The sequence below is a fragment of the Alkalihalobacillus deserti genome, from assembly GCF_020734105.1.
Classification (GTDB): Bacteria; Bacillota; Bacilli; order Bacillales; family Bacillaceae_D; genus Halalkalibacter; species Halalkalibacter deserti.
In genome coordinates, this window is record NZ_JAJAFR010000004.1 from 16,579 (window position 1) to 39,516 (window position 22,938).

At 37.6% G+C, this 22,938-nt stretch carries 25 protein-coding genes and 1 riboswitch; of the genes, 15 read left to right on the forward strand and 10 right to left on the reverse strand.

All coding sequences use genetic code 11. The features are described from left to right. The first annotated feature begins 207 nt into the window (after positions 1–207). The gene (locus tag LDX58_RS09000) at positions 208–852 is read left to right on the forward strand and encodes a restriction endonuclease (RefSeq protein WP_227936508.1); all 645 of its coding nucleotides are present in this window, start codon (positions 208–210) and stop codon (positions 850–852) included. 42 nt (positions 853–894) lie between these two features. Continuing rightward, entirely contained in the window at positions 895–1,038 is a 144-nt protein-coding gene (locus LDX58_RS09005) for a hypothetical protein (protein WP_227936509.1), read from the forward strand. Positions 1,039–1,279: 241 nt separating this feature from the next. On the opposite strand, the gene LDX58_RS25900 is transcribed toward LDX58_RS09005, so the two are convergent. After that, entirely contained in the window at positions 1,280–1,405 is a 126-nt protein-coding gene (locus LDX58_RS25900; protein ID WP_265416616.1) for a hypothetical protein, read from the reverse strand. 772 nt (positions 1,406–2,177) lie between these two features. Between LDX58_RS25900 and LDX58_RS09010 the strand changes: the two genes are divergently transcribed. Continuing rightward, positions 2,178–3,008 carry an undecaprenyl-diphosphate phosphatase gene (locus LDX58_RS09010; RefSeq protein ID WP_227936510.1) on the forward strand — a complete coding sequence of 277 codons (831 nt, stop codon included), beginning with the start codon at positions 2,178–2,180 and terminating at the stop codon, positions 3,006–3,008. A gap of 177 nt (positions 3,009–3,185) precedes the next feature. On the opposite strand, the gene LDX58_RS09015 is transcribed toward LDX58_RS09010, so the two are convergent. Both LDX58_RS09015 and LDX58_RS25905 read right to left on the reverse strand, forming a co-directional pair. Beyond that, the gene (locus LDX58_RS09015; protein WP_227936511.1) at positions 3,186–4,739 is read right to left on the reverse strand and encodes an ABC-F family ATP-binding cassette domain-containing protein; all 1,554 of its coding nucleotides are present in this window, start codon (positions 4,737–4,739) and stop codon (positions 3,186–3,188) included. Positions 4,740–4,903: 164 nt separating this feature from the next. Then, a complete protein-coding gene (locus tag LDX58_RS25905) occupies positions 4,904–5,038 on the reverse strand; it encodes a hypothetical protein (protein WP_265416617.1) in 135 nt (44 codons plus the stop codon). 282 nt (positions 5,039–5,320) lie between these two features. Between LDX58_RS25905 and LDX58_RS09020 the strand changes: the two genes are divergently transcribed. The 6 genes from LDX58_RS09020 (at position 5,321) to ytkD (ending at position 9,599) form a co-directional block, all read left to right on the forward strand. Then, a complete protein-coding gene (locus LDX58_RS09020) occupies positions 5,321–6,499 on the forward strand; it encodes a MalY/PatB family protein (protein WP_227936512.1) in 1,179 nt (392 codons plus the stop codon). Between the two features lie 29 nt (positions 6,500–6,528). After that, a complete protein-coding gene (gene sda, locus LDX58_RS09025; protein ID WP_227936513.1) occupies positions 6,529–6,738 on the forward strand; it encodes a sporulation histidine kinase inhibitor Sda in 210 nt (69 codons plus the stop codon). Between the two features lie 63 nt (positions 6,739–6,801). Next, a complete protein-coding gene (locus LDX58_RS09030; RefSeq protein WP_227936514.1) occupies positions 6,802–6,948 on the forward strand; it encodes a hypothetical protein in 147 nt (48 codons plus the stop codon). Between the two features lie 122 nt (positions 6,949–7,070). Further along, the gene (locus LDX58_RS09035; RefSeq protein ID WP_227936515.1) at positions 7,071–7,565 is read left to right on the forward strand and encodes a YwpF-like family protein; all 495 of its coding nucleotides are present in this window, start codon (positions 7,071–7,073) and stop codon (positions 7,563–7,565) included. A gap of 280 nt (positions 7,566–7,845) precedes the next feature. Then, positions 7,846–9,057, forward strand: a complete 1,212-nt coding sequence (bcbE, locus tag LDX58_RS09040; RefSeq protein WP_227936516.1) for a bacillibactin exporter BcbE — start codon at positions 7,846–7,848, stop codon at positions 9,055–9,057. Positions 9,058–9,122: 65 nt separating this feature from the next. After that, entirely contained in the window at positions 9,123–9,599 is a 477-nt protein-coding gene (gene ytkD, locus LDX58_RS09045) for an RNA deprotection pyrophosphohydrolase (RefSeq protein WP_227936517.1), read from the forward strand. 202 nt (positions 9,600–9,801) lie between these two features. Here ytkD and LDX58_RS09050 read toward each other — a convergent pair whose 3' ends face one another. Genes LDX58_RS09050 through LDX58_RS09060 form a run of 3 tightly spaced genes read right to left on the reverse strand, consistent with a single transcriptional unit; the run spans position 9,802 to position 12,344 of the window. Continuing rightward, positions 9,802–10,602, reverse strand: coding sequence for an ABC transporter permease (locus LDX58_RS09050; protein WP_227936518.1), 801 nt, complete (start codon positions 10,600–10,602; stop codon positions 9,802–9,804). Continuing rightward, positions 10,586–11,359: an ABC transporter ATP-binding protein gene (locus LDX58_RS09055; RefSeq protein WP_227936519.1), complete on the reverse strand. Its 774-nt coding sequence runs from the start codon at positions 11,357–11,359 to the stop codon at positions 10,586–10,588. Before LDX58_RS09055 ends, LDX58_RS09050 begins: the two co-directional genes overlap by 17 nt. A gap of 13 nt (positions 11,360–11,372) precedes the next feature. Beyond that, a complete protein-coding gene (locus tag LDX58_RS09060; protein WP_372459155.1) occupies positions 11,373–12,344 on the reverse strand; it encodes an ABC transporter substrate-binding protein in 972 nt (323 codons plus the stop codon). Positions 12,345–12,555: 211 nt separating this feature from the next. On the opposite strand from LDX58_RS09060, the gene LDX58_RS09065 reads away from it, so the two are divergent. Further along, the gene (locus tag LDX58_RS09065) at positions 12,556–13,386 is read left to right on the forward strand and encodes an alpha/beta hydrolase family protein (RefSeq protein ID WP_227936521.1); all 831 of its coding nucleotides are present in this window, start codon (positions 12,556–12,558) and stop codon (positions 13,384–13,386) included. 120 nt (positions 13,387–13,506) lie between these two features. On the opposite strand, the gene LDX58_RS09070 is transcribed toward LDX58_RS09065, so the two are convergent. Then, positions 13,507–14,046 (reverse strand): phosphatase PAP2 family protein, encoded by a 540-nt coding sequence (locus LDX58_RS09070; protein ID WP_227936522.1) that lies wholly within the window; start codon positions 14,044–14,046, stop codon positions 13,507–13,509. Positions 14,047–14,681: 635 nt separating this feature from the next. Next, the gene (gene pckA / locus LDX58_RS09075) at positions 14,682–16,262 is read right to left on the reverse strand and encodes a phosphoenolpyruvate carboxykinase (ATP) (protein WP_227936523.1); all 1,581 of its coding nucleotides are present in this window, start codon (positions 16,260–16,262) and stop codon (positions 14,682–14,684) included. Between the two features lie 488 nt (positions 16,263–16,750). Between pckA and LDX58_RS09080 the strand changes: the two genes are divergently transcribed. The 3 genes from LDX58_RS09080 to LDX58_RS09090 all read left to right on the forward strand — a co-directional run bounded on the left by LDX58_RS09080 (position 16,751) and on the right by LDX58_RS09090 (position 19,389). Beyond that, positions 16,751–17,125, forward strand: a complete 375-nt coding sequence (locus LDX58_RS09080; RefSeq protein WP_227936524.1) for a hypothetical protein — start codon at positions 16,751–16,753, stop codon at positions 17,123–17,125. A 247-nt stretch (positions 17,126–17,372) separates the two neighbouring features. Beyond that, a riboswitch (SAM riboswitch) is annotated at positions 17,373–17,484 on the forward strand. Between the two features lie 160 nt (positions 17,485–17,644). Then, a complete protein-coding gene (gene metK / locus LDX58_RS09085) occupies positions 17,645–18,850 on the forward strand; it encodes a methionine adenosyltransferase (RefSeq protein WP_227936525.1) in 1,206 nt (401 codons plus the stop codon). Between the two features lie 383 nt (positions 18,851–19,233). Then, complete coding sequence (locus LDX58_RS09090; protein ID WP_227936526.1) at positions 19,234–19,389, forward strand: DUF1540 domain-containing protein; 156 nt, start codon at positions 19,234–19,236, stop codon at positions 19,387–19,389. An 85-nt stretch (positions 19,390–19,474) separates the two neighbouring features. On the opposite strand, the gene LDX58_RS09095 is transcribed toward LDX58_RS09090, so the two are convergent. Beyond that, complete coding sequence (locus LDX58_RS09095) at positions 19,475–20,005, reverse strand: gamma carbonic anhydrase (RefSeq protein WP_227936527.1); 531 nt, start codon at positions 20,003–20,005, stop codon at positions 19,475–19,477. A gap of 107 nt (positions 20,006–20,112) precedes the next feature. On the opposite strand from LDX58_RS09095, the gene LDX58_RS09100 reads away from it, so the two are divergent. Together LDX58_RS09100 and LDX58_RS09105 are read left to right on the forward strand one after the other, a co-directional pair. After that, the gene (locus LDX58_RS09100; protein WP_227936528.1) at positions 20,113–20,895 is read left to right on the forward strand and encodes an alpha/beta hydrolase; all 783 of its coding nucleotides are present in this window, start codon (positions 20,113–20,115) and stop codon (positions 20,893–20,895) included. Positions 20,896–21,000: 105 nt separating this feature from the next. Then, positions 21,001–22,068: a tetraprenyl-beta-curcumene synthase family protein gene (locus LDX58_RS09105; protein WP_227936529.1), complete on the forward strand. Its 1,068-nt coding sequence runs from the start codon at positions 21,001–21,003 to the stop codon at positions 22,066–22,068. Between the two features lie 257 nt (positions 22,069–22,325). Here the strand turns inward: LDX58_RS09105 and LDX58_RS09110 are convergent, their stop codons facing one another. Next, positions 22,326–22,913 (reverse strand): beta-class carbonic anhydrase, encoded by a 588-nt coding sequence (locus LDX58_RS09110; RefSeq protein WP_227936530.1) that lies wholly within the window; start codon positions 22,911–22,913, stop codon positions 22,326–22,328. Between the last annotated feature and the right edge of the window lie 25 nt (positions 22,914–22,938).

Below are 22,938 nucleotides of genomic sequence, written 5' to 3' on the forward strand. Positions count from 1 at the left end.
ACTAAAGGAATGAAGTTGGAGGAATGCTACAATACGTTCTTGAAGTAATAACCTTGAGTGAGGTTGTGGTTTTCTCATGATGATGACGGAAACTTCACATTAACAGCTTCTTACGGATTTCCTCTTAGATTAAACTTATGAGAAAATAAACCACTGTGGAAGGTGGTTGTTGGTGTAAAACTAAATATCATAGAGAGGTGAAATAATTTGTTTGATAGTTTTTTCTTAGTGGTCGTGTTTTTGAGTTTCATTATCGCGATGATAGTAGTTGGGGTTATCCTAAAAATAAAAAGGAAGAAAAGATTTGATGTCGCAAAAATAAATCTATCTGATATTGATCAAATGACAGGACATGAATTTGAAGAGTATTTGTATGTGTTAATCAAAGTGTTGGGCTATGAAACCTATTTGACAAAAAAAAGTCGAGATTTCGGTGCTGACTTGCTGTTTCGCGATCAAGCTGATCAGTTAACGGTTGTTCAAGCAAAACGTCTTTCGGACAAGCTTGGGCTTGATTCAGTTCAACAAATCTATACGGCACAGGCCTATTATCTAGCAGATAAGGCACTGATCATTACTTCTGCCGAACAAGCCTCCGATCCATGTCGTAAACTAGCAGCCGCAACGAAGGTGAAGATTATCGATCGCGAACACTTAAGTGAAATCGTTAAACAATTTAAGCGTGGTCGGTTTGAAGAAGTAAAAGAACTAGTTGAAGAGATGTTTGAATGGGTAGATTTTAAAGCAGAAGATAGTATTGAAACAATCGAACCAAAAAGAGGGCTTGTACATGCTGGTGAATATTTTTATAAAAAGACATCGAGTGCAAAGAAGAGTACTAGAGCGGAATAGGACAGCTTTCTATCTACATAAGCTTGGATATGGAGGTGTGCTATGCTAAAAGCAATCGATTGGCAAATGGTCGCATTTGTTGGAGGATCATTACTGCAAGAGTACCTTCGTTTTCAGCATTTACCACGAATTCATTATTTTGAAGAGAAACAGGTAGATGAAGATGATGATGACCGAGCCGCCTAAGGTTCGGTTGTTTTTATATATAAAATGATTAAGTGCAATGATAAATTAGCAGATCGGTGTATGTAAAACATAAGTGCGAATAGTTACACTTTGACCAAAAAGAATAAAGTCGCCGAAAATTATATATTAATTTCTAGGAAATAAGACATAGTGAAAAAATATATTAAAATCAAACCCATACACATCCAGAGTAAAGAAGCTTATCAATCGTCCAAAATAAGGGACAATTGATAAGCAATTTTTATGGGAAAAATGGTAGACCTAAAACGAAGTGTGCAAATAAGAAGACAACTATCATCATCCCTATTCCTACTCCTAAACCAACTAGAGCTTCTTTTAATGCTAGATACTCTGGGTCGTGAGCCATGTTTAATCCTCCTTTGAATTTTACTATTCAAAATAAAGGATGGTCGATAAGATATTTCCCCTTTTAATGGAAAGTAAATTATAAAGATATTTTCTTTTAGATTCTGAACTAAAAAAGAAAGGTCTAAATAGTAATAAATTAATTCCTACAGAAGTTTTAAGGGACAGAACTTGTTTTCGTTTAATAAGGACTGGTTCAAATGATTGATGTTGAAGGAAAAGTCTTTCTTTTGATATGGAAGAAGTAAGTATCTCGTCTTTAAAAGGTTCATTGTTATTGATTTTGGCTGTGTTTTCACTAAGAAAGATAAATAGTAAAAAGAAAATAACGAATACTTTAAAAATCCTCAAGTGGTTACCCCCAGTAACAGAAGTAAAATTTTTTCTTTATTATAGCCTCTCTAAATTAATCTGAACAGAAAAAATAATTAAGTAACTTCTATTTTTGAACAAGCTCTAAACCAAACTATATTAATTTCCCTTCCCTTTTTTAGTCCTATCGTGGCTTATGAACTGCTCCAACTTTATATAATTCTTCCTGAAATTATCAATTTATCGGTACTCCTTCAATGATTTACTGTTACCAGCTATGTTTTACAAGAAATCGAAGTGGTTGATATGTTAATGACACCATAAATAACAAAAGGTCAACCAGCAAATCTGTTGACCTTATCATACGAAGGGACAGGTTAATAAAAGATATATCGTAACTTAATAAACTGTTATATTATTAACAGTGAAAAAAGATTTTATTTTAATCAAGGGGTTAAGCCATGGATATTATTATGATAGTAAAAGCAATTATTCTTGGAATAGTTGAGGGTTTAACAGAATTTGCTCCTGTTTCATCAACTGGACATATGATTATTGTCGATGATATGTGGTTACAATCGGAACAATTTCTAACAAAGTATGTAGCTAATACATTTAAAATTGTTATTCAGCTTGGATCCATTTTAGCTGTCGTAGTAGTCTTTAAAGATCGTTTTATTGATTTATTAGGTTTAAATAAATTGAAAAAAGAAACGATTGAAAGCGAAAAACGACTTAAGTTATCTCAAGTTATTGTTGGGCTTATTCCAGCCGCAGTGTTGGGAGTTTTGTTTGAGGATTACATTGATAAATATTTATTTTCCATTACTACAGTATTAATAGGATTAGTAGTAGGGGCAATCTTAATGATTTTAGCCGACCGATTTAGCTCTAAAGATCCTATGATACAGACAGTTGATCAAATCACTTTTAAACAGGCACTGTTCATTGGGTTCTTTCAATGCCTATCGCTTTGGCCGGGCTTCTCGAGATCTGGTTCTACAATATCTGGAGGGGTATTACTTGGAATGAGCCACCGTGCAGCTGCTGATTTCACATTTATTATGGCTGTCCCAATAATGGTAGGAGCCAGTGGTCTATCCCTGTTGAAAAATTGGCAGTATTTTACCTTCGAAGCACTACCTTTTTTTATTGTAGGTTTTATTAGCGCGTTTGTATTTGCATTAATATCAATCCGTTTTTTCTTGAAACTTATAAATCGAATTAAGCTTGTTCCATTTGCTATTTATCGAATAGTATTAGCATTTGCTATTTATATAGTTTATTTTTAGTCCTTTTTCGAATCTTCAAAAGAATCGTTAAATTATTCATGATCTAACTTACAAAGGATGGTATGCAAATCTTCAGTACTTCTAACAAAATCAAATTCATCACCATTAATCCGAATAATCGATATAATGAATAAGGCCCCTCTTTCGTAAAGAGGGGTCTCTAGCCGCATGGGTTTATTAGACGAGTTTGGTTGTCCAGGATTCACAGTTCCAAACTTCTGTTACAACGTCTTGGTAAAATTCAGGTTCGTGGCTGATCAAAATGATACTCCCTTTAAAAGCGTTAAGAGCACGCTTGAGCTCTTCTTTAGCATCAACATCTAGATGGTTTGTTGGCTCATCTAGAACAAGAATATTGGTTTCACGATTAATCAGTTTACACAGTCGTACTTTTGACTTTTCGCCACCACTTAAAACGACAATTTTACTTTCGATGTGCTTTGTTGTTAACCCGCACTTTGCTAACGCAGATCTGACTTCAGCTTGAGTAAGAGAAGGAAACTCTTGCCACACTTCTTCAATACACGTTCTGTCGAGGGCCTTTGCTTCCTGTTCAAAATAACCAATCTCTTGATAATCTCCACGTTCTACTGTTCCTGAAACAGGTTGAATCATCCCAAGGATACTCTTAAGCAACGTGGTTTTTCCAATTCCATTCGCACCGACAAGCGCTATTTTTTGACCGCGCTCCATTTTTAAGTTAAGAGGACGAGATAAAGGTTCATCGTACCCAATGACAAGTTCCTTTGTTTCAAAAAGAAGCTTGCTCGTTGTCCTAGCTTCTTTAAAATTAAACTGAGGTTTTGGTTTCTCATGCGCTAGCTCAATCATATCCATTTTATCTAGCTTTTTTTGCCGTGACATCGCCATATTTCTAGTTGAAACACGAGCTTTATTGCGGGCAACAAAATCTTTAAGTTGTGCAACTTCTTGCTGTTGTCTCTTATATGCAGCTTCAAGCTGTTGTTTTTTCATTTGATGAACTTCTTGAAAATGCTCATAATCGCCGACGTAGCGATTGAGCTCTTGGTTTTCCATGTGATAAATCAAGTTAATGACGCTATTTAGAAATGGAATATCATGAGAAATTAAAATAAAGGCATTTTCATATTCTTGTAGATATCGTTTTAACCATTCAATATGTTGTTCATCTAGATAGTTAGTGGGCTCGTCCAAAAGAAGAATATCCGGCTTTTCTAAAAGTAATTTGGCGAGTAATACTTTCGTTCGCTGCCCACCACTTAAATCAGTTACATCACGGTCAAGTCCAACATCATCTAGACCAAGTCCTCGTGCGGTTTCTTCCACTTTCGCATCAATTGTATAAAAGTCGTTGTTCGTTAGAGTATCTTGAATTATCCCGACTTCTTCAAGCATTTTCTCAAGTTGTTCAGGAGAAGCGTCACCCATTTTGTCGTACATTGCTGTCATATCCGCTTCTAGATCAAACATATATTGGAAGGCGCTTTTTAACACATCGCGCATCGTCATTCCTCGTACAAGAACCGTATGTTGATCCAAATAACCAATACGGACCTTCTTGGACCATTCTACTTTTCCTTCATCTGGCATTAATTTACCAGTAATAATATTCATAAAAGTCGACTTTCCTTCGCCATTGGCTCCAATTAAGCCGATATGTTCTCCTTTTAGTAACCGGAAAGAGACATCATGAAAGATAGCTCGATCTCCAAAGCCGTGACTTAAGTTTTTCACCGTTAACACACTCATTTAAAACACCTATCCTCTAATAAAGTGGGTACTTTTTTGCTTTTCTCATCTTATCATAAGAATGGGAACATGTCTGTTAGGAAAAGCATTTAAAAATTGAGAAAAAATCCTGCATTAACCACTTTATCTATGGAATATGGTAAGGTTATTTCAGTGTGGTTTTGTCATGGGATAGATGAAGAAGAAACGAACTCGTTATCATTCATATTCTTTTGCTCTTTAATGTGTAATTTTTCAACCTTTGGTCCAATTAATTTTTTGATCATTTTTATTAATGCCCTTTTAGCGTTATTAGTCATGTTTTTATCATTGCCTCCAGTCTTTTTTACCGCCGCAAAGTTGATATGTTTACACAAAATAGTCTACATCGCGCTCGAAGCAATGATCGGAATTTGTGTTTGGAATTTTCATGATCATCTTCCTGTTAAGTTGCCGTCATTGGTTTGTTTTTTAAAATGTTTATTAAAGTAATTTTTAAAAGCAAAGGAATCAATGGTGAAACTGTAGAATAGTAAGTATTGACCTAAAGGCAGAAAAAGAATTAAATGGATGTAGGTGTAATTAGGAAGGAAGTGTCGATAGTGAGTGAACGATTTAACGAAGTAATTGAAAGACGTGGAACAGATTCAATGAAGTGGGATATGACCAAGCAGCGTTTCGGTGGTGAAAATCTTTTGCCGATGTGGGTAGCGGATATGGATTTTCGAGCACCGCAAGAAGTACTTGATGCCTTACATGAAAAAGTCGAGCATGGGATTTTTGGCTATCCTGCCCATTCTGAAACGGTTGATCTAGCAGTTCAAAGTTGGTTAACACGACGATACAATTGGAGGATAAATACAAATTCTCTTATTTATACCGCTGGAATTGTGCCTTCCATTAGTTATATTATTCAAGCATTTACTGAGCCAGGTGATCAGGTGATAATCCAAACACCTGTCTATTACCCGTTTTATGATGTTGTAAATAAAAATAATCGTGAATTAATTAGAAATCCTTTAGCATTTGATGGGGATCATTATGACATGGATCTTGAGCATCTTGAGTCAGCCATTACAGAAAAAACAAAAATGATTGTGCTCTGTCACCCTCATAATCCTGTTGGACGAGTATGGAAACAAAACGAACTAGAAGCGCTAGCTGAAGTTTGCAAGAAGCATGACTTGTTAGTCGTTTCAGATGAAATTCATGCAGATCTTCTTTTTAAAGGCCAAAAGCATATTCCTTTTGCATCTGTGAGTGATGATGCATCTGCACGGACATTCACATGTTTAGCGCCAAGTAAAACGTTCAATCTAGCTGGGATTCAAACCTCATATGTGGTAGTTGAAAATGAACAGTTTCGTACGAAGCTAAGAAGTCATTTGGCAAATTCATTCGCTAACATGACAAACTCATTTGCGGAAATAGCGACTGAAGCAGCTTATAACTATGGAGAAGAGTGGTTAGACGAGTTAATGGTCTATGTAGAGGACAACTTTAATTTTGTTCAGAATTATATTAAGGAGCACATGCCTGAATTACGAGTAATGGATTCTGAAGGGACATATCTTTTATGGTTAGAGTGTTCTAAGTTGCCTTTAACACCAACCGAGCGTAAAAAATGGCTGATTGAGGAAGCTGAAGTGGCTTTAAATCCTGGTTCGATTTTCGGTGAAGAAGGAAAGAGTTTTGAAAGAATTAATTTAGCCTGTCCGAGAGCAACATTACAAGAAGGACTTGAGCGAATAAGAAAAGCTTATATTAAGCGTGGTTTTTAAATTTTTAATAAGTGCGGTGAAAGTAGGAAATGGACAGGCTAGAGTATACGGTTTTAATAGAAGCTTATGAACATGCGGTAGTACTAAACCTTGAGACTGACTTTATACAATTATTAAAAAAGGAAATACAGGTTCGCCAAAAGAATAATGTGCTAAAGGATAAGAAGGAAAAAATTCCTAATTTAAATAACGTGGTTGAAGGAATTACCTTAGATCGTAAAAAAGTTCATACCATTTGAAAAGTCCGTTTGAGTCACACAATCAAACACATAGAAATAATCGACAAAGGAGACATTTACTTTATGCAGATTGAAAACCTTTTTGAGGAACTTGTCAATGAATGTAAATGTAAGCTTGGGAGAGAATTAGTAATAGAAGAAGTGGAACTCATTAAATGGATTCAGGAAAAGCATTATGAATCTTTTTTCGGAAGGGTTAAAAGTTCATAAATAATCATTGTAGATTTTCTAAGAAAGCTTTTTTATAATGGAGCTTTTTAGAAAATCTTTTTTTTTTGTGATTTGGGCATGGATATGATTATAATGAATTAAAAGGAAAGGAGCGTTTAATTATGAAAACTTTTAAGCTCTATTCTCTCAGTTTGCTTGAAGGAAAAAACGGAAACGTTCATCAGAAAATGATTCCGATTGATGACGGTCTTATCATCAACATGGAGAATGACAAAAAGATGTGGTATATAGAGGCTGTTATTAGTCAAGATTATCTCAAGTATTTCGAAGACGTTAAAAATCAAAAGGGACATATATTAGTCGATGTTGTCATTACAAGTAAAGATAACCATCCGGCTGCTATGATTTCAAGTGTTCAAAATATAACAGAGTTAGCTGAACAAAATATAAGCGTTTTGTTGGAAGCAAAGCTCGCTTTAAAGAAAGATGATATTATTGAAGATGTGTTAAAGGACTTGGTCAGTCGAGGATTTTCTAGTGAAGCGCTAATCCAAGAATTTAAAAATGAAATGGAAACGTTAGCCTCTCATCCTAAATCCGCTTTAGGAACGATATATCGATCAATTCAAGAGAGTGGACTGTATAAATTACAGTAATAGAAAAACATCCATTTATGTGGATGTTTTTTTGAAATTCGATTAAATACAGAATGGGTTAATGAAGGGTGAATGCCTACTCGAAAAAGGGCAATGGCTCCTTACGCTACGCGTTGAGGGACAAGAAACCCACTTGTCGTTAGACTTAAAAGAAAGCAGAAGTTCTGCGCAATGCTTTTAAGAAAAACAGCTAACGTCGCTTTTCTTAGGGTATATTCCGTAAAGTCTTTATCATACTAACAGAGTAATTATTTCTATGTTAGGAACGGGGGAGCCTTACATGCAAGGAAAAGATAAGTGGGCGATATTCTCGATTTCCTCAATACCGTTGGTGATGACATTAGGAAATTCAATGCTAATACCGGTGTTACCTAAAATTGAAAGGGAACTTGGGATTAGTTCATTTCAAGTAAGTATGCTTATAACCGTCTACTCGATTGTGGCCATTCTTTGCATTCCAATTGCTGGTTATATTTCAGACCACATTGGCAGAAAAAAAGTTATTATCCCATCTTTGATTATTGCCGGTTTGGGTGGGTTTATTTCAGGTTTTGCAGGTTGGCAAATCGAAAATCCATATGGAATTATGATTCTGGGTCGTGTTTTGCAGGGGGTTGGAGCAGCTGGAGCGATGCCAATTGTATTGCCATTGGTTGGGGATATGTATACCAATCAACAAGAAGTGAGTAAAGGTTTAGGGATGATTGAGACAGCCAACACGTTGGGGAAAGTGTTAAGTCCTATTTTAGGTGCAGCTCTTGCTTTAATTGCTTGGTATATGCCGCTTCTTTCGATTCCAATTTTATGCTTAATTTCAATTGTTGCGATGCTTCTATTAGTGAAAGTTCCACCAATGAGTGGTAAAGTAGTGGGATTTCATCAGTTTATTAAAACTACCAAAGTCATTTTTAGGCGTGAGGGTCGATGGTTGTATGCCGTTTTTGCGATTGGTGGAATCTTAATGCTTGTCATATTCGGTGTTCTTTTTTATTTATCGACGATGCTTGAAGATGAGTATCAAATAGATGGAATAAAAAAAGGAATTATTTTAGCGATTCCTCTTGCCGCATTATGCTTTTCCTCCTTTGCTACAGGGAAAGTGATTGGTCAAGATAAGCAAAAAATGAAGTGGTTTACCGTCACTGGCTTAGCGATACTTTCGTTAGCCATTTTCACCGTATCTTTTTCAAAGGATATTTATTTACTGTTAACGTGTATTTTCATAAGTGGAGTTGGTATTGGTATCGCTCTTCCTTGTTTAGATGCACTTGTTACAGAAGGAATTGAAATGGAACAACGTGGAACGATTTCTTCTTTGTATAGTAGCATGCGCTTTCTCGGTGTTGCTGTGGGACCACCTATTTTTGCTGTATTAATGAAAACTTCTCATTTTCTTATGTTTTTTTCAAATTCGATTTTGTGTGTAATTGCTGTTTTTATTGTTCTGCTGTCCATAAAACCAGAGGATCCGATTAAACCAACTTGGGGTTAAAGAGTTTTGTTTCTCTTAATTCATCGGTATACTGATGATAAGGAATTAGGGGAGAGGCTGAGGATATGTATGTATTTAAGGATTTTCACAACTGCGAAGTACGATTAACATTTGAAAAAAAGGAAGGGTTGTTAGAGACAAAGCATGTCTGGGTCGTGTGTCGTTATTTAGATAAGTGGTTGTTAACCAACCACTCTACAAGAGGATGGGAATTCCCAGGTGGAAAAGTAGAAGAAGGAGAATCTATTACAGAAGCAGCTGAACGTGAAGTTTGGGAAGAAACAGGAGCAACTATCAAATCGTTGCACTTTATTGGTCAGTATGAAGTGAAATGTGATCGTTCTCCCTTCTTTCAAAAAGCTATTTTTTTTGCTGAAATCAACTCCTTATTACAAAAAGCAACTTATTTTGAAACAGATGGACCTATCTTACTTGATGAATTACCAGCTAATATAAAGGAGAACCCCTCATTTAGTTTTATGATGAAAGATGAGGTACTTCCTCATACACTAAAACAGATAGCCAAACAACAACTACTTTAGTTAGTAATTGGCTTAGAGATTTTTTGAAAAGGTGAAGAGCCGTTTTTTGATATTGTTTTTCGGAAGAAGTTGGCACTGGCTCTGCACGCAGCAAGCCCACTCTAAGAAGTGCACTTAGAGTGGGCTTAAAAGAAGGCAGCGGCTCCGCTTTAGTGCTTAGAGACTTTTTAAAAAGGTGAAGAGCAACCTTTTTAAAAAATCTCTAAAATCGTTTCAGTAAGCGTTTTTCCATTTGTTCTACAGCTTTATACATAAATGTTGCTAGGATTGCGATGATGAGTAAACTCATAATAACTAATGTGAAATTGAATACTTGGAATCCGTAGATAATTAAGTAACCAAGCCCTTGTTTTGAGACGAGGAATTCACCAACAATGACACCTACCCAGGCTAACCCGACATTTACCTTTAAAGTGGAAATGATGGTTGGTAATGATGCGGGAAAAATTACATAGCGAAACGATTGATTTTTTGAAGCGCCGAATGTATTCATGACGGTTAGGTAGTTTGGGTCTACTTCGCGAAAGGCCGTATAAACAACCATTGTTGTAATGACAATGGATATCAGAGCCCCCATTGCAATGATCGAAGTAAAGCCTGGTCCCAGTCCAACGATTAGAATGGGCCCGAGTGCCACTTTTGGCATAGAATTTAGCACAACTAAATAGGGGTCAAGTACTTTTGAAATGAAGCGAGACCACCATAACACAGCGGCAAGAACGGTTCCGATTCCAGTCCCTAGCATGAAGCCAAGCAAGGTTTCAAATAAGGTGACAGAAGCATGTGTAAATAAAGAACCGTCACTTATTCGTGTATACAAAAGGTCCCATACTCTAGACGGCATACTAAATAAAAGAGGGTCAATCCAATGTTGCCTGGCTGCAAGCTCCCAAAAAGAAAAGAAGGAGAGTAAGATTCCAAGCTGAACAGTCAGAACACGTCTTCGTTCTCGCTTAAGTGCGGTGATATATTCTTGATGTAACGATTCAAGTTGCTGTTGCAAGGCTCTCCATCTCCTTCCAAATAATCTGAAATTGTTCATTAAAATGTTGATGCTGTCTGGCTTCGAATGGTAAAATATTCGCTATGTCTTTTGGAATTTCAAATACTTTGTAAATCCGTCCAGGCCTTGGTGACAGCAAGACGACGCGGTCAGACATGGCAATGGCTTCACCAATATCATGAGTTACTAGTACCGCTGTTTTTTTCTCGGATTTTAACGTTTGAAAAACAAGATCTTCTAATTTTAATTTTGTCTGGTAATCGAGAGCTGAAAATGGTTCATCTAGCAACATAAGGGAAGGATTAGTGGCAAGCATACGAACAAGAGCAACTCGTTGTCGCATCCCTCCAGACAATTGATTCGGATATAAATCTTTTTTGTCTCCAAGCCCGAGTTGCTGCAACCAGTTTAAAGCTTCGCGTTTTGTCGATTCACTATACGATCTCCTTATGTTTAGACCAAGCATTAAATTATCCTCAATTGTTCTCCAAGGGAATAGATAATCTTGTTGGAGCATATAACCCATCGACGTGTTGGTTTTTTTAATTTCTTGGTCTCCAATGGTAATATGACCAGATGTTGGAGTAAGAAGACCGGCAATGATTGAAAGTAACGTCGTTTTTCCGCAGCCACTTGGACCGAGGATGGATACAAACTCTCCATCTTCAACTGTAAGTGAGATTGAATCCAATGCTAAGGTAGCTTCACGTTTTGTGACGTATCCCATTGAGACATTCGTTAATGTTAATGTGGACATAGCTTTCTGCCTCCTATTTTAGTACACTCTCAGCAATAGACGTATTCACTAATTCGCTGTAATCAACTTGCTGAGGAAGCTCACCAGCCTCATCCATAATGAGCTGTAAATTCTCCCAAGCATCAGGCTGAAGAAGCGGAGAAGTAGCATATGAGCCTTGAGACTTATAACGTTCAATTACTTGAGCAACCAGTTCGACATCCGTGTCCTCAAAAAAGTCAACGATTGCTTCTGCAACTACTTCTACTGGCTGTTCATCCACCCATAGTTGTGCTTTCGTTAAAGCCCGAGTGAATGCCATTAGTTTTTCTGCTTCTTCATTGATGTAACTTTGTTTTGCCATAAAGACCGTGTAAGGGACGGTACCAGATTCAGTTCCAAAAGAAGCAACGATGTGACCGATCCCTTCGTTTTCAAATAAAGAAGCTTGCGGTTCAAACAGTTGAACAAAATCGCCAGTTCCTGAAGCAAATGCGCTTGGAATGTTTCCGAAATCAATATTCTGGATCAGGTTTAAATCTAGATGTGGATCAATACCATGTTGTTTGATTACATGTTCACCCACCATCTGTGGCATCCCACCTGTGCGCTGTCCAAGGAATGTGCTATCTTTTAGATCTTCCCAGTCAAAAGAATCGAGTTTTTCACGTGAGACAAGAAACGTACCATCTGTTTGTGTTAATTGCGCAAAATTAATCGGGGGATCTGTAGCTTTTTGCGCATAAACATAAATGGATGTTTCTGCGCCTACTAAAGCGACATCAGCTCCTCCAGATAACAGCGAAGTCATTGTATTATCGCCACCCCAAGTGGTTGTTAACTCAAGGTCAATTCCTTCTTCTTCAAAGAAACCCTGTGAAATAGCTGCGTAAAAGGGAGCGTAAAAAATGGACCGTGTCACTTCGGAAACGCGAATGGTTTCTTTGGCGCTTCCTCCAAATGAACAAGCACTAATGGCAAGTATGACAATGAGTGATAAGAGCATAAGAAAAGCTTTCTTTACAACTTTCAAAGTATTCATCTCCTAAATTTTAATAATGTTTTGTGATAGTGTATGTAAAGATAGGAAAATGTGTGTTTGCCCAATTTGTTTGCCTATTAATCATGTTAATCGATTCGGTAACAAACAGGTAGAAAGGCTCACACATCAAATGCTGGAGGTATTTTATGAAACAATGATGAAAGGATAGTATTGAATGAAAAGCTTAATTGAAAAACAAAGAATTCCATCCCCCCATCCACGAATTCATCTTTATTTAATTACATATTTAAGTGACGGGTTAAAGGTGAAAGCATATATGGCAATCCCAGAATGGGAAGAGAAGTTACCAGGGCTGCTGTATTTACGTGGTGGTATAAAAAATGTTGGAATGGTTCGGATTCAGCGGGTGATACAATGGGCGGCAGAAGGAATGGTTGTAGTTGCACCTTTTTATCGAGGTAACAAGGGTGGACAAGGCCGGGAAGATTTTTGTGGGGATGATAGAGAAGATGCTTTTTCAGCTTTTGATGTGCTAGCTAGCCTTGAAAAAGTGGATCGAAGTTCTATGCATGTTCTTGGTTTCTCAAGAGGTGGGGTAATGGCCCTTTTAACAGCTCAAGCGAGACCTGAAACGGCAACGGTGACTTGCTGGAATGGAGTAACTGATATGATTCTTACTTATGAAGAAAGAGTGGATTTAAGAAGGATGATGAAGCGCGTGATTGGGGGAACACCTGCTAAGTATCCGAATCGGTATAGATGGAGAACTCCGTTGCATTACCTGAAGGTAATGCAGGCAAACGTCTTAATTATTCATGGTGGTAAAGATGAGCATGTTTCACTCCAGCATGCTTATTTGTTAGAGCAGGGATGTAAGCTTGCAGAACGTGAGGTAGAGTGTTGGTATTTTGATGAATTTTCACACCATTTTCCGGTATCAGAGCAACGAAGAATTCTTGCAGAAGCAGCACATTGGATGAAAAATAAGAGAAATGTTGAAGCTAGTTGGGGCTGTGGGTTTGGGAGACATACTAGCGATAGTTAACTTTGCAGTTGCAAGATATGACTGGAAGCACGATTAGTTACATAAAAAACATCCCATTAGATGACAGTAGAACAACAGCCAGATCCTGTCCTACACTTCATAGTGTGGGACAGGAAGTTTTTAGTGAGAAAATATTAGTATGGCTACAAGGGAACTAATCGATCCTATGAGTGCACCAATGATGCAATCTGTTGGGTAATGTAAACCTAGATACATTCTAGACAAGCCAACAAGTATAGCAAGTGGTAGTAGAGTAGGTAATAGCCATGGGTAATAGTATGCAAAAACAATGGCTATAGAAAAGGCGGCAGTTGTATGACCAGAGGGAAAAGAATAATCTTTTAGCGGGTTTGAGCATGTATAAACATCAGGTAGAATTATATAAGGTCGTTTGCGACAAGAAAACTTTTTAATGAGTTGAACCGTAACTTGACTTGCCACAATGGATAGCAGTGCAACAAAAGCTGAATAACGTAAAGAATTCGAAAATAAGATCATGAGAAGAAAAAGCAACGTTAAACAAAAAGGAGCTCCCCCAAGATGTGTGATTTTCGGTAAGGAAAAATCAAAAAGGCGGCATCGCCACTGCTTGTTTACGATTAGAAACATGCGATTATCGCAGACAGTAAGCCAATTCACAAAGCGGTTTATGACAAACACTCCTTTTCACTATTAGCCCAAATGTAGGTTTATTATAATACATTTCTTTAAAGGTTTTGGTCTGATCAAAGTATTTTTTTATAAAACATTATAAGAGCTTATTCAAAAAGACCGCTCTTTTTAAACCTTTAGTATCCTCTCTTCCTAATGCGGCGTTGCAATGGCTTCACTCACTGCGCGTCGATCCGAGAAAACCACTCGAATCGACTTAAAACATTGCAGTGGCTTCGCTCATTGCTTCGAGCTTGTTCAAAAAGGGAAGACCGCCCTTTTTGAACAAGCTCTATAAGATGATCATTCTCTTTCGTAAGTTCACTAGAACAACTTCACGAAAAAAAAAGCAGAATGTTACAAAGACTTGCTCATTTTTTAGCGAAAAGTCAATTTACAAATCATATATTGGCCCTAATATGAAAGGGCTGTTCCAACTTTTCCTTTAGATCGCGGGTTTTGATTAGAAAATTGCAAAATGCGTTTTCCTTATGTTAAACAAGATCATCAAACTCTAACACAGTCATGGGATGAAGTCTTTAGTTATTAATAGGAGAGGGTTATACACCGCGCTTATGTCTTGCTAAAAAAAGCTAGCTACTGCTTTTACGCAGCGGCTAGCTTTCTCTTAATAATGACCTAAATCATTTTGGACCTGCATTCTTAATTTGCTCACTGACAACGTCAAATTTCAAAAAGTTATCTTTGAAATTAGTTGCTAACTCTTTAGCCTTGACATCGTATGCATTTTTATCTTCCCACGTATCACGAGGTTGTAATACATGGTCAGGAACACCAGGGCAATGAACAGGAATGTGTAGACCGAATATATCATCTGTAACCGTTTCTACGGAACGTAACTCACCTGTTAAAGCGGCTTGAACCATAGCACGAGTATATTTTAAATTCATCCGGTTTCCAACCCCATAAGCACCACCAGACCAACCAGTGTTTACAAGGTAAACATTAACATCATGCTGGTCGATTTTTTCTCCTAACATTTCAGCATAACGTGCTGCTGGCAGAGGAAGGAAAGGTGCACCGAAGCAAGTGGAGAAAGTCGCCTCTGGAGAGGTAACGCCACGCTCCGTTCCCGCAAGCTTACTTGTGTAACCAGATAAAAAGTGGTACATAGCTTGTTCTTTTGTCAGCTTGCTAATAGGAGGTAATACTCCAAATGCATCTGCTGTAAGGAAGATAATCGTATTTGGATGTCCTGAGACACTTGGTGTTAGTGCATTCGGGATTAACTCAATTGGATAAGCTGCACGCGTATTTTCAGTTAATGAAATATCATCAAAATCAGGTTGCCCCGTTTGCTGATTCACAACAACATTTTCTAAAACAGAACCAAAGCGAATGGCATTCCAAATTTGTGGTTCTTTTTCTTCGGAAAGATTGACGCATTTAGCATAGCAACCGCCTTCAATATTGAAAACGCCGTTACCTGACCAACCATGTTCGTCATCTCCAATCAAAGAGCGGTTTGGATCAGCTGATAGTGTTGTTTTTCCAGTTCCAGACAAGCCAAAGAATAGAGCAACATCACCTTCGCTTCCAACATTAGCAGAGCAGTGCATAGAAAGGACATCTTGTTCCGGTAATAAGAAGTTCATCACTGAAAAGATTGATTTCTTCATTTCACCTGCATATTCTGTACCACCAATTAAAACGACTCTTTCTTCAAAAGAAATAATGACAAATGCCTCTGAACGTGTGCCGTCAATGATAGGATCTGCTTTAAATGTAGGTGCAGAAATAATCGTGAAGGCGTTATCTTGCTTTTTATCTTCTAATCCAGTTGGACGAATAAACAATTGACGAGCAAAGATTTGATGCCAAGCAAATTCGTTTATGACTTTTAATGGCAAACGGTATGATTGGTCAGCACCAGCAAAGCCATCTGAAACGAAAAGTTCCTCTTTTGTTCCTAAATGCCCTATCACTTTTTGGTAAAGCGCAGTAAATACATCTTTTTCAATCGGTTGATTAACAGGACCCCATTCAATTTTGTCGGTAATACTAGATTCATTGACAATGAATTTGTCTTTAGGGGAACGTCCTGTATAGGCACCTGTTTCAACATTTAGTGCACCTGTTGACGTTAGGTTTCCTTCTCCTCGCATTAAAGCTTTTTCGATGAGAGAAGAGATGGGTAAATTAAGTTGAACGTTATCCTCTAACACTAAATTCTCTAACTCCGATTGTAGGCTAATCGTTTTCATTGTCGCAAAACCCTTTCCATTAACATGTATTAGTTATCAATAATTTATAATTCTTGTTTATTAGTATAACACATTAACTTTAATAGTCTATACTATTGTTGAACTTTTTTAATGGTGACATGTTCTTTTGAAAAAATACGTTTACCTAAGAGTTTCTTCTAAGAGAGACGCTTTATTCATGGAAGTGATGCGGAAGTTTACGAAAGTGACTCAATGATTTTTAGACAGATGCATAAAGTGACAAAAAGTTCGTGGAGAAAGATGAAAAAATCATAAGTCATGCAGAAAGTAGTGCAGATAATAAGTAAATTATACAATTTGTTTAGTTGAAATAGGGAAAAAGTAGATTTCATAGGGACATCAATCGGTAAAGAATGGAATCGTAACCTATGTTTTTTAAGTCTTCAACTTACCCTTATATTGTGTTTTGTTCCTCAAATCGACTTCTTGCATACGATGTAGGTAAAAGGAATAAGGAGGCGTTCTGTGTGGATCAAGTATCAATGCTAGATCTTGCGACCGTTTCAGCTGTAGTAGCAGCTTTAGTTACCGTGATTGGGAATGCATTTGATGTAGAAAAAAAGTATCGAGCTCTTTTAGCATTAGGTATAGCTGGTATTCTTTGGTTTATTCCTAGAGAGTGGGGGGAACAGGTCTTAATGGCACTTATTATTGGTTTAATGGCAAGTGGGGTGTATAGCCAAGTAAAGCCTAGAGACAACCAAAATGAATTAATGAGAATGCAGATAAGAGAAGAAGCCCGGTTAGAACAGGAAGAAGAACAGAAACGTTTACGTAAAGAAGAAGAGCGTCGCCGGAATCAAGACAACCCGCCCACTCAAAGAAATGATACGCCCTATTAATATAGAATGAAAAGTGTTTTTGTTAGAGATACTAAATTTACAATGTTCAAGTTAGGTTTAAACAAAGCGAGTGGATCATCACATGTATTTAAATCTTTTGATGATCCTAATCAATAAAGCAAGATATCTCTTTATCCGTTATAGGGTTAGTGATTTTTAGAAATTAAACTGTGATAATTTGGCACTTGTTAGGGTGAACAGGTTGACAGTAATCGACATGTGCGTTATGATATGCGTCGAACGGATACTCTTATCCTGAGTAGGCGGAGGGACAGGCCCGAAGAAGCCCAGCAACCAACACTCGTAGCCATGAGTGAAAAGGTGCTAACCTGCAAGGCATTTGCCTTGAACGATAAGAGGCTAAAGGTAAACATTCAACCCTTTTCCTCTAATGGATTAGGGTTTTTATCGTTTATACGCTGTACAGGAAGGTATTTCCCATTCGGTGGGACATGAGTGCCGTCTCAAAGAAAGACACATGCTAAGAATGTAGTAGTGTTTAAAGGAGGAAATTGTAGAATGACAGAATTTAAAAGCCGTCGTTTGTTTACGTCAGAGTCTGTGACAGAAGGGCATCCTGATAAAATTTGTGATCAAATCTCAGATGCAATCCTTGATGCGATTTTAACAAATGATCCAAATGCGCGTGTGGCGTGTGAAACATCAGTAACAACAGGTTTAGTATTAGTAGCTGGTGAAATTTCAACAAGTACTTATGTCGATATCCCTAAAATTGTTCGTGAAACAATCAAGGGAATTGGCTACACTCGTGCTAAATATGGTTTCGACTATGAAACGTGCGCTGTGTTAACATCGATTGATGAGCAGTCTGCTGATATCGCTCAAGGTGTTGACCAAGCATTAGAAGCGCGAGAAGGTCAAATGACAGATGAACAGATTGATGCAATTGGTGCAGGAGACCAAGGGTTAATGTTTGGTTATGCAAATAATGAAACAAAAGAGCTTATGCCTCTTCCGATTTCATTAAGCCATAAGATTGCGCGTCGTTTAACGGAAGTTCGTAAAGAGGAAATCCTTCCATACTTACGTCCTGACGGCAAAACACAAGTAACAGTTGAATATGATGAGAATGGAAAACCATTGCGTGTAGATACAATTGTTATCTCAACGCAACATCACCCAGAAGTAGCACTTGAGCAAATTCAACGCAACTTAAAAGAGTACGTCATCAACCCAGTTGTACCTAAAGAGTTGATTGACGAAGATACCAAGTATTTTATTAATCCAACAGGTCGGTTTGTAATTGGTGGACCTCAAGGAGATGCGGGTCTTACTGGACGTAAAATTATCGTAGATACATACGGTGGTTACGCTCGTCACGGTGGAGGGGCATTCTCAGGTAAAGATGCAACGAAAGTGGATCGCTCTGGTGCATACGCAGCTCGTTATGTGGCTAAAAATATCGTTGCTGCAGGTCTTGCTGATAAGTGTGAGGTTCAATTAGCTTATGCCATTGGTGTAGCTCGTCCTGTCTCGATTTCTGTTGATACGTTTGGAACGGGGAAAGTATCAGAAGAGTCATTAGTTACATTAGTACGTGACAATTTTGATCTACGTCCAGCTGGTATCATCAAAATGCTTGACCTTCGTCGTCCTATTTACAAGCAAACAGCTGCTTATGGACACTTTGGTCGTACAGATGTTGAACTGCCTTGGGAACAAACAGATAAGGCAGCTGCATTAAAAGAGCAAGCAGGTCAATAATTAATATAAAGAAGCAGACTCATCGATGAGTCTGCTTCTTTCGTATTTCGTCGTTATATGCGAGTTCTCGGAAATAGATTGTGTTCGATATGGTGTTTATTTAGATGGGATCGAAATGAGGTTTACGATTGCTGGTGAAAAAAGGGTAAAATAAGTGATATATAAAATTTCGATCTGACGTAGAGAGTCAGTGACGCATAGATTTCAGAACGGTACCGTCCGAATATATCTGTTAATAAAATCCATACAAAAAAGGGCCCATGTAGAAAGGGCATTGAAAAAGGTGGAAATCGTCTTTTTTTCAGTGCCCTCCAATGTAGGTTCATTTTTTGTATGGTTTTATCTCCATTTGGTCAAAATAAAAGGAAGAGGAGGTGACTCAAATGGCACAAGATGTATTATGTGAAGTAAATAACTGTGTATATTGGGCAAATGGTAATCAATGTGAAGCTGATAAAATTTACGTAGTTAGCCATACGGGTAAAGAAGCGGACAACCAAGAAGAAACTGATTGTAAAACGTTTGAACCACAACATTAATTTGAAAAGTCGAGAGGTTGCTACCACAATCTCTCGTACTTTTATTTTTATTATTGATAATAATAATCAATGTTATTCAAAGTAATTAACTTTTTTTCTTCGCTTCTTGCATTATCTGTTTATAATGCTGGCCCTTCTCTACATACTCTCGACGAACGCGGGCCATGTCGAGCAGGTCCTCTTCATTCAATTCTCGAACCACTTTTGCTGGTCGACCAAAGGCTAAAGTATTTGGCGGGATCTTTTTCCCTGGTGGGACAAGACTGCCGGCGCCAATAAAGGCACCTTCTCCAACTTCTGCTCCATCAAGAACAATCGAACCCATTCCAATTAACGCCTGTTTTCGAATTGTGCAGCTATGGAGCATGACTTGATGGCCTACAGTTACATCATCCTCAATTATCAAAGGATATTTTGGACTTTGATGTAGCATCGATTGATCTTGAATGTTTACGCGGTTTCCGATAAGAGTAGGAGATACATCTCCACGGATGACAGTTTGAAACCAAATGCTTGATTCTTCCCCAATTTTCACATCCCCAGTTATAGTTACTCCATCGGCAATAAAGGCACTTTCAGCAATTGTTGGAAATTTGTCTAGATATCGATAAATCATAAAGTCCACATCCTTTTCGTTTGATCAAAAAATCGCTATACTTATTTTAACGTAAAAATTGCTAGTCGTGTTCTCTTTTAAAATTTTCATCAAAGGGGAGTTGCTGTATGTGGAAATGGGAAGTAGCTGAACCAAGAGGAGTCATTGTCGTTGTTCATGGCGCAGGAGAGCATCACTTGAGGTACCAATGGCTTGCTGAGAAATGGAATGAGCATGGGTTTGATGTTGTGATGGGAGATCTACCTGGTCAAGGAAAGACGAGGGGAAGAAGAGGACATATCCATTCATTTAGTCAGTACTTAGATCAAGTTGAAGAATGGCTAGAAGAAGCTCGTACAAAAGGATTACCAGTATTTTTACTTGGACATAGTATGGGAGGGCTAGTGGTCATTCGAATGTTAATGGAAAGAAATGCAGCTTTAATAAAAGGAGTGATTTTATCATCGCCTTGTTTAGGACTCAGTCAACCACCTGCAAAATCAAAAGACTTAGCATCAAAATTAATTCATCGTATCGTCCCTACTTTTAGTTCAAACACTGGGATACGCTCTGAGCTGTCTACACGTAATGAAGAAATACGTGAACTCTATTTAAGAGATGAGTTACGGGTGACGAAAGTGTCAGCAAGATGGTATCAGGAGTTAACAAAAGCAATGAGAATCGCACTAAGGTATCCAGAGAAGTTTCCAAACCTTCCTATCCTTGTTTTGCAAGCGGGTGACGATCATTTAGTCGATAAACTTGAGGTTCGAACATGGTTTGATGATATCGCGTCAACGGAAAAGTTTTATAAAGAATGGGATGGGTTGTTCCATGAAGTGTTTAATGAACCGGAGCGTGAGGATGTTTTCCGTTATGCGATTGGTTTTGTTAACTTACTAGTGCCTTAGGTTCATTTCACCTTGGAAAGTGTGCATGAAGAGCTGTATCTTTGATTGTCTGCAAATAATGATTGTGCTAAGGTATAATGATGGAAGTACGGAGGAGGAGAAATGTTGACTGTCCCGACCAAGCCAATCCCTTTATTGTATAATATTTATCGTGAGGTGATCCCGACGGTTCATCGTTATTTTAATCGATGGGATCAATTAGCTCAAACGATTCCAGACCTTGAATTACGTTCACAGGCTCTTGATGCCATTCAAAAAAAGAAGTTTCATTGTGAGGGTGGAGGTGTGTTTGGCTTAGTTGCAAGAGACCGCTTTGATGATCTCATTCAATTCATTATTGCTTATCAGATTACATGTGATTATCTTGATAATCTCTGTGATCAGAGTCCGTCTCTAGATCCAAATGATTTCAGATCACTGCATCAAGCATTGATTGATGCGTTAACTCCAGGAGCAAGTTTGAAAAATTATTATCAATATCGAAAAGAGCAAGAAGATGGCGGGTATTTACATGCTTTAGTAAAAACATGTCAAGATATTCTGATCACCTTCCCATCTTTTGAAAAAGTACAGACAGGAATGCTTGAATTAAGTGGTTACTATGGCGATTTACAAGTACATAAACATGTAATAAAAGAAGAACGTATCCCGCGGTTAGAAAAATGGTTTGCCAAACATCAGCATAAAGTTCCTGAGATGACATGGTTTGAGTTTTCAGCTTGTACCGCATCGACTTTAGGAATTTACGCACAAGCGACTTACGCAACCAAAGCAAATTTAACAGAGGAAACAGCAAAAGTATTGAAGGATGGTTATTATCCTTGGCTTCAAGGCGTACATATTTTACTCGATTATTTCATTGATCAAGAAGAAGACATTGCAGATGATGAATTGAACTTTTTATTTTATTATGAAAATGAAGAACATATGATTGAGCGTTTTCGATTCTTTGTCGAAAAAGCAGAAGAATATATTGCAAAATTGCCTGACCCACAGTTTCACCGGATGATTATTCGTGGGATCATTGCCATCTATATTGCCGATGAAAAAGTGCAAGGTGATAAGGATTTAAAAAAGAAATCAAAACAAATGATCAAGATGGGCGGATTGCCAACCCTTCTTTTCTTTTTAAATAGGTGGATGTTTAGAAGAAATCGCAAAAAAGTAACCTAACATCATTCTAAGTAGTTCCGATAATGTGGAGAAAAAGTAAAAGAAAAGTATAAATAACGAGTGAAATAACAAAACAATTAGCAGACAAAAGCGCTTGGATTATTATTTTAATCCAAGCTCATATATCATATTTAAGATACGCCCCCTATTAAATAAAGGGCGTTGACTGATGGTTAGCGGACATACAATCCGTTATTTTTGTAAAACTGGCTATTTTCATGAGATGTTATTTCTTGTGTTTCTCCACAAAAACGGAACTACTTAACATCATTCACGGTGCTTTTTGTACCATATCCATCAACAATTAGATCTAAAGATCCAGTATCAGGAGAGATTACGAGTCCATGGACTGGAATCGTATCTGGGAGTAGGGGGTGGTTTTTTATCAATTTCACACTATTTCTAACACTTTCTTCGACATTATTAAAGCCAGTCAGAAATGATTTAATATCAATTCCTGCGAACTCTAGTGTTTCAATGGTTTTTAAACTAACTCCTCTTTCTTTCGCCTTTTTGACAATGCCATCTGATTCCAATCCAGCCATTCCACAGTTGTGATGTCCCACAACCATAACTTCCTCTGCTTTTAGTTCATAGACAGCCAAAAGAATGCTACGCATAACACTTCCAAATGGATGTGAGATAACAGCCCCGGCATTTTTAATGAATTTGGCATCGCCGTGATTGATATCCATAGCAGATCGAAGTAGCTGAGAGAGCCGTGTGTCCATACAGGTAAAGATGACTACTTTCTTGTCAGGATACTTGGTTGTTTGGAAGCCCTCATATTGTTTATCATTCACAAACTTTTGGTTGTGAGCCAATACATTATCTAGCAAAGTCATAGTTATTCCCCTTAATAAATTAATT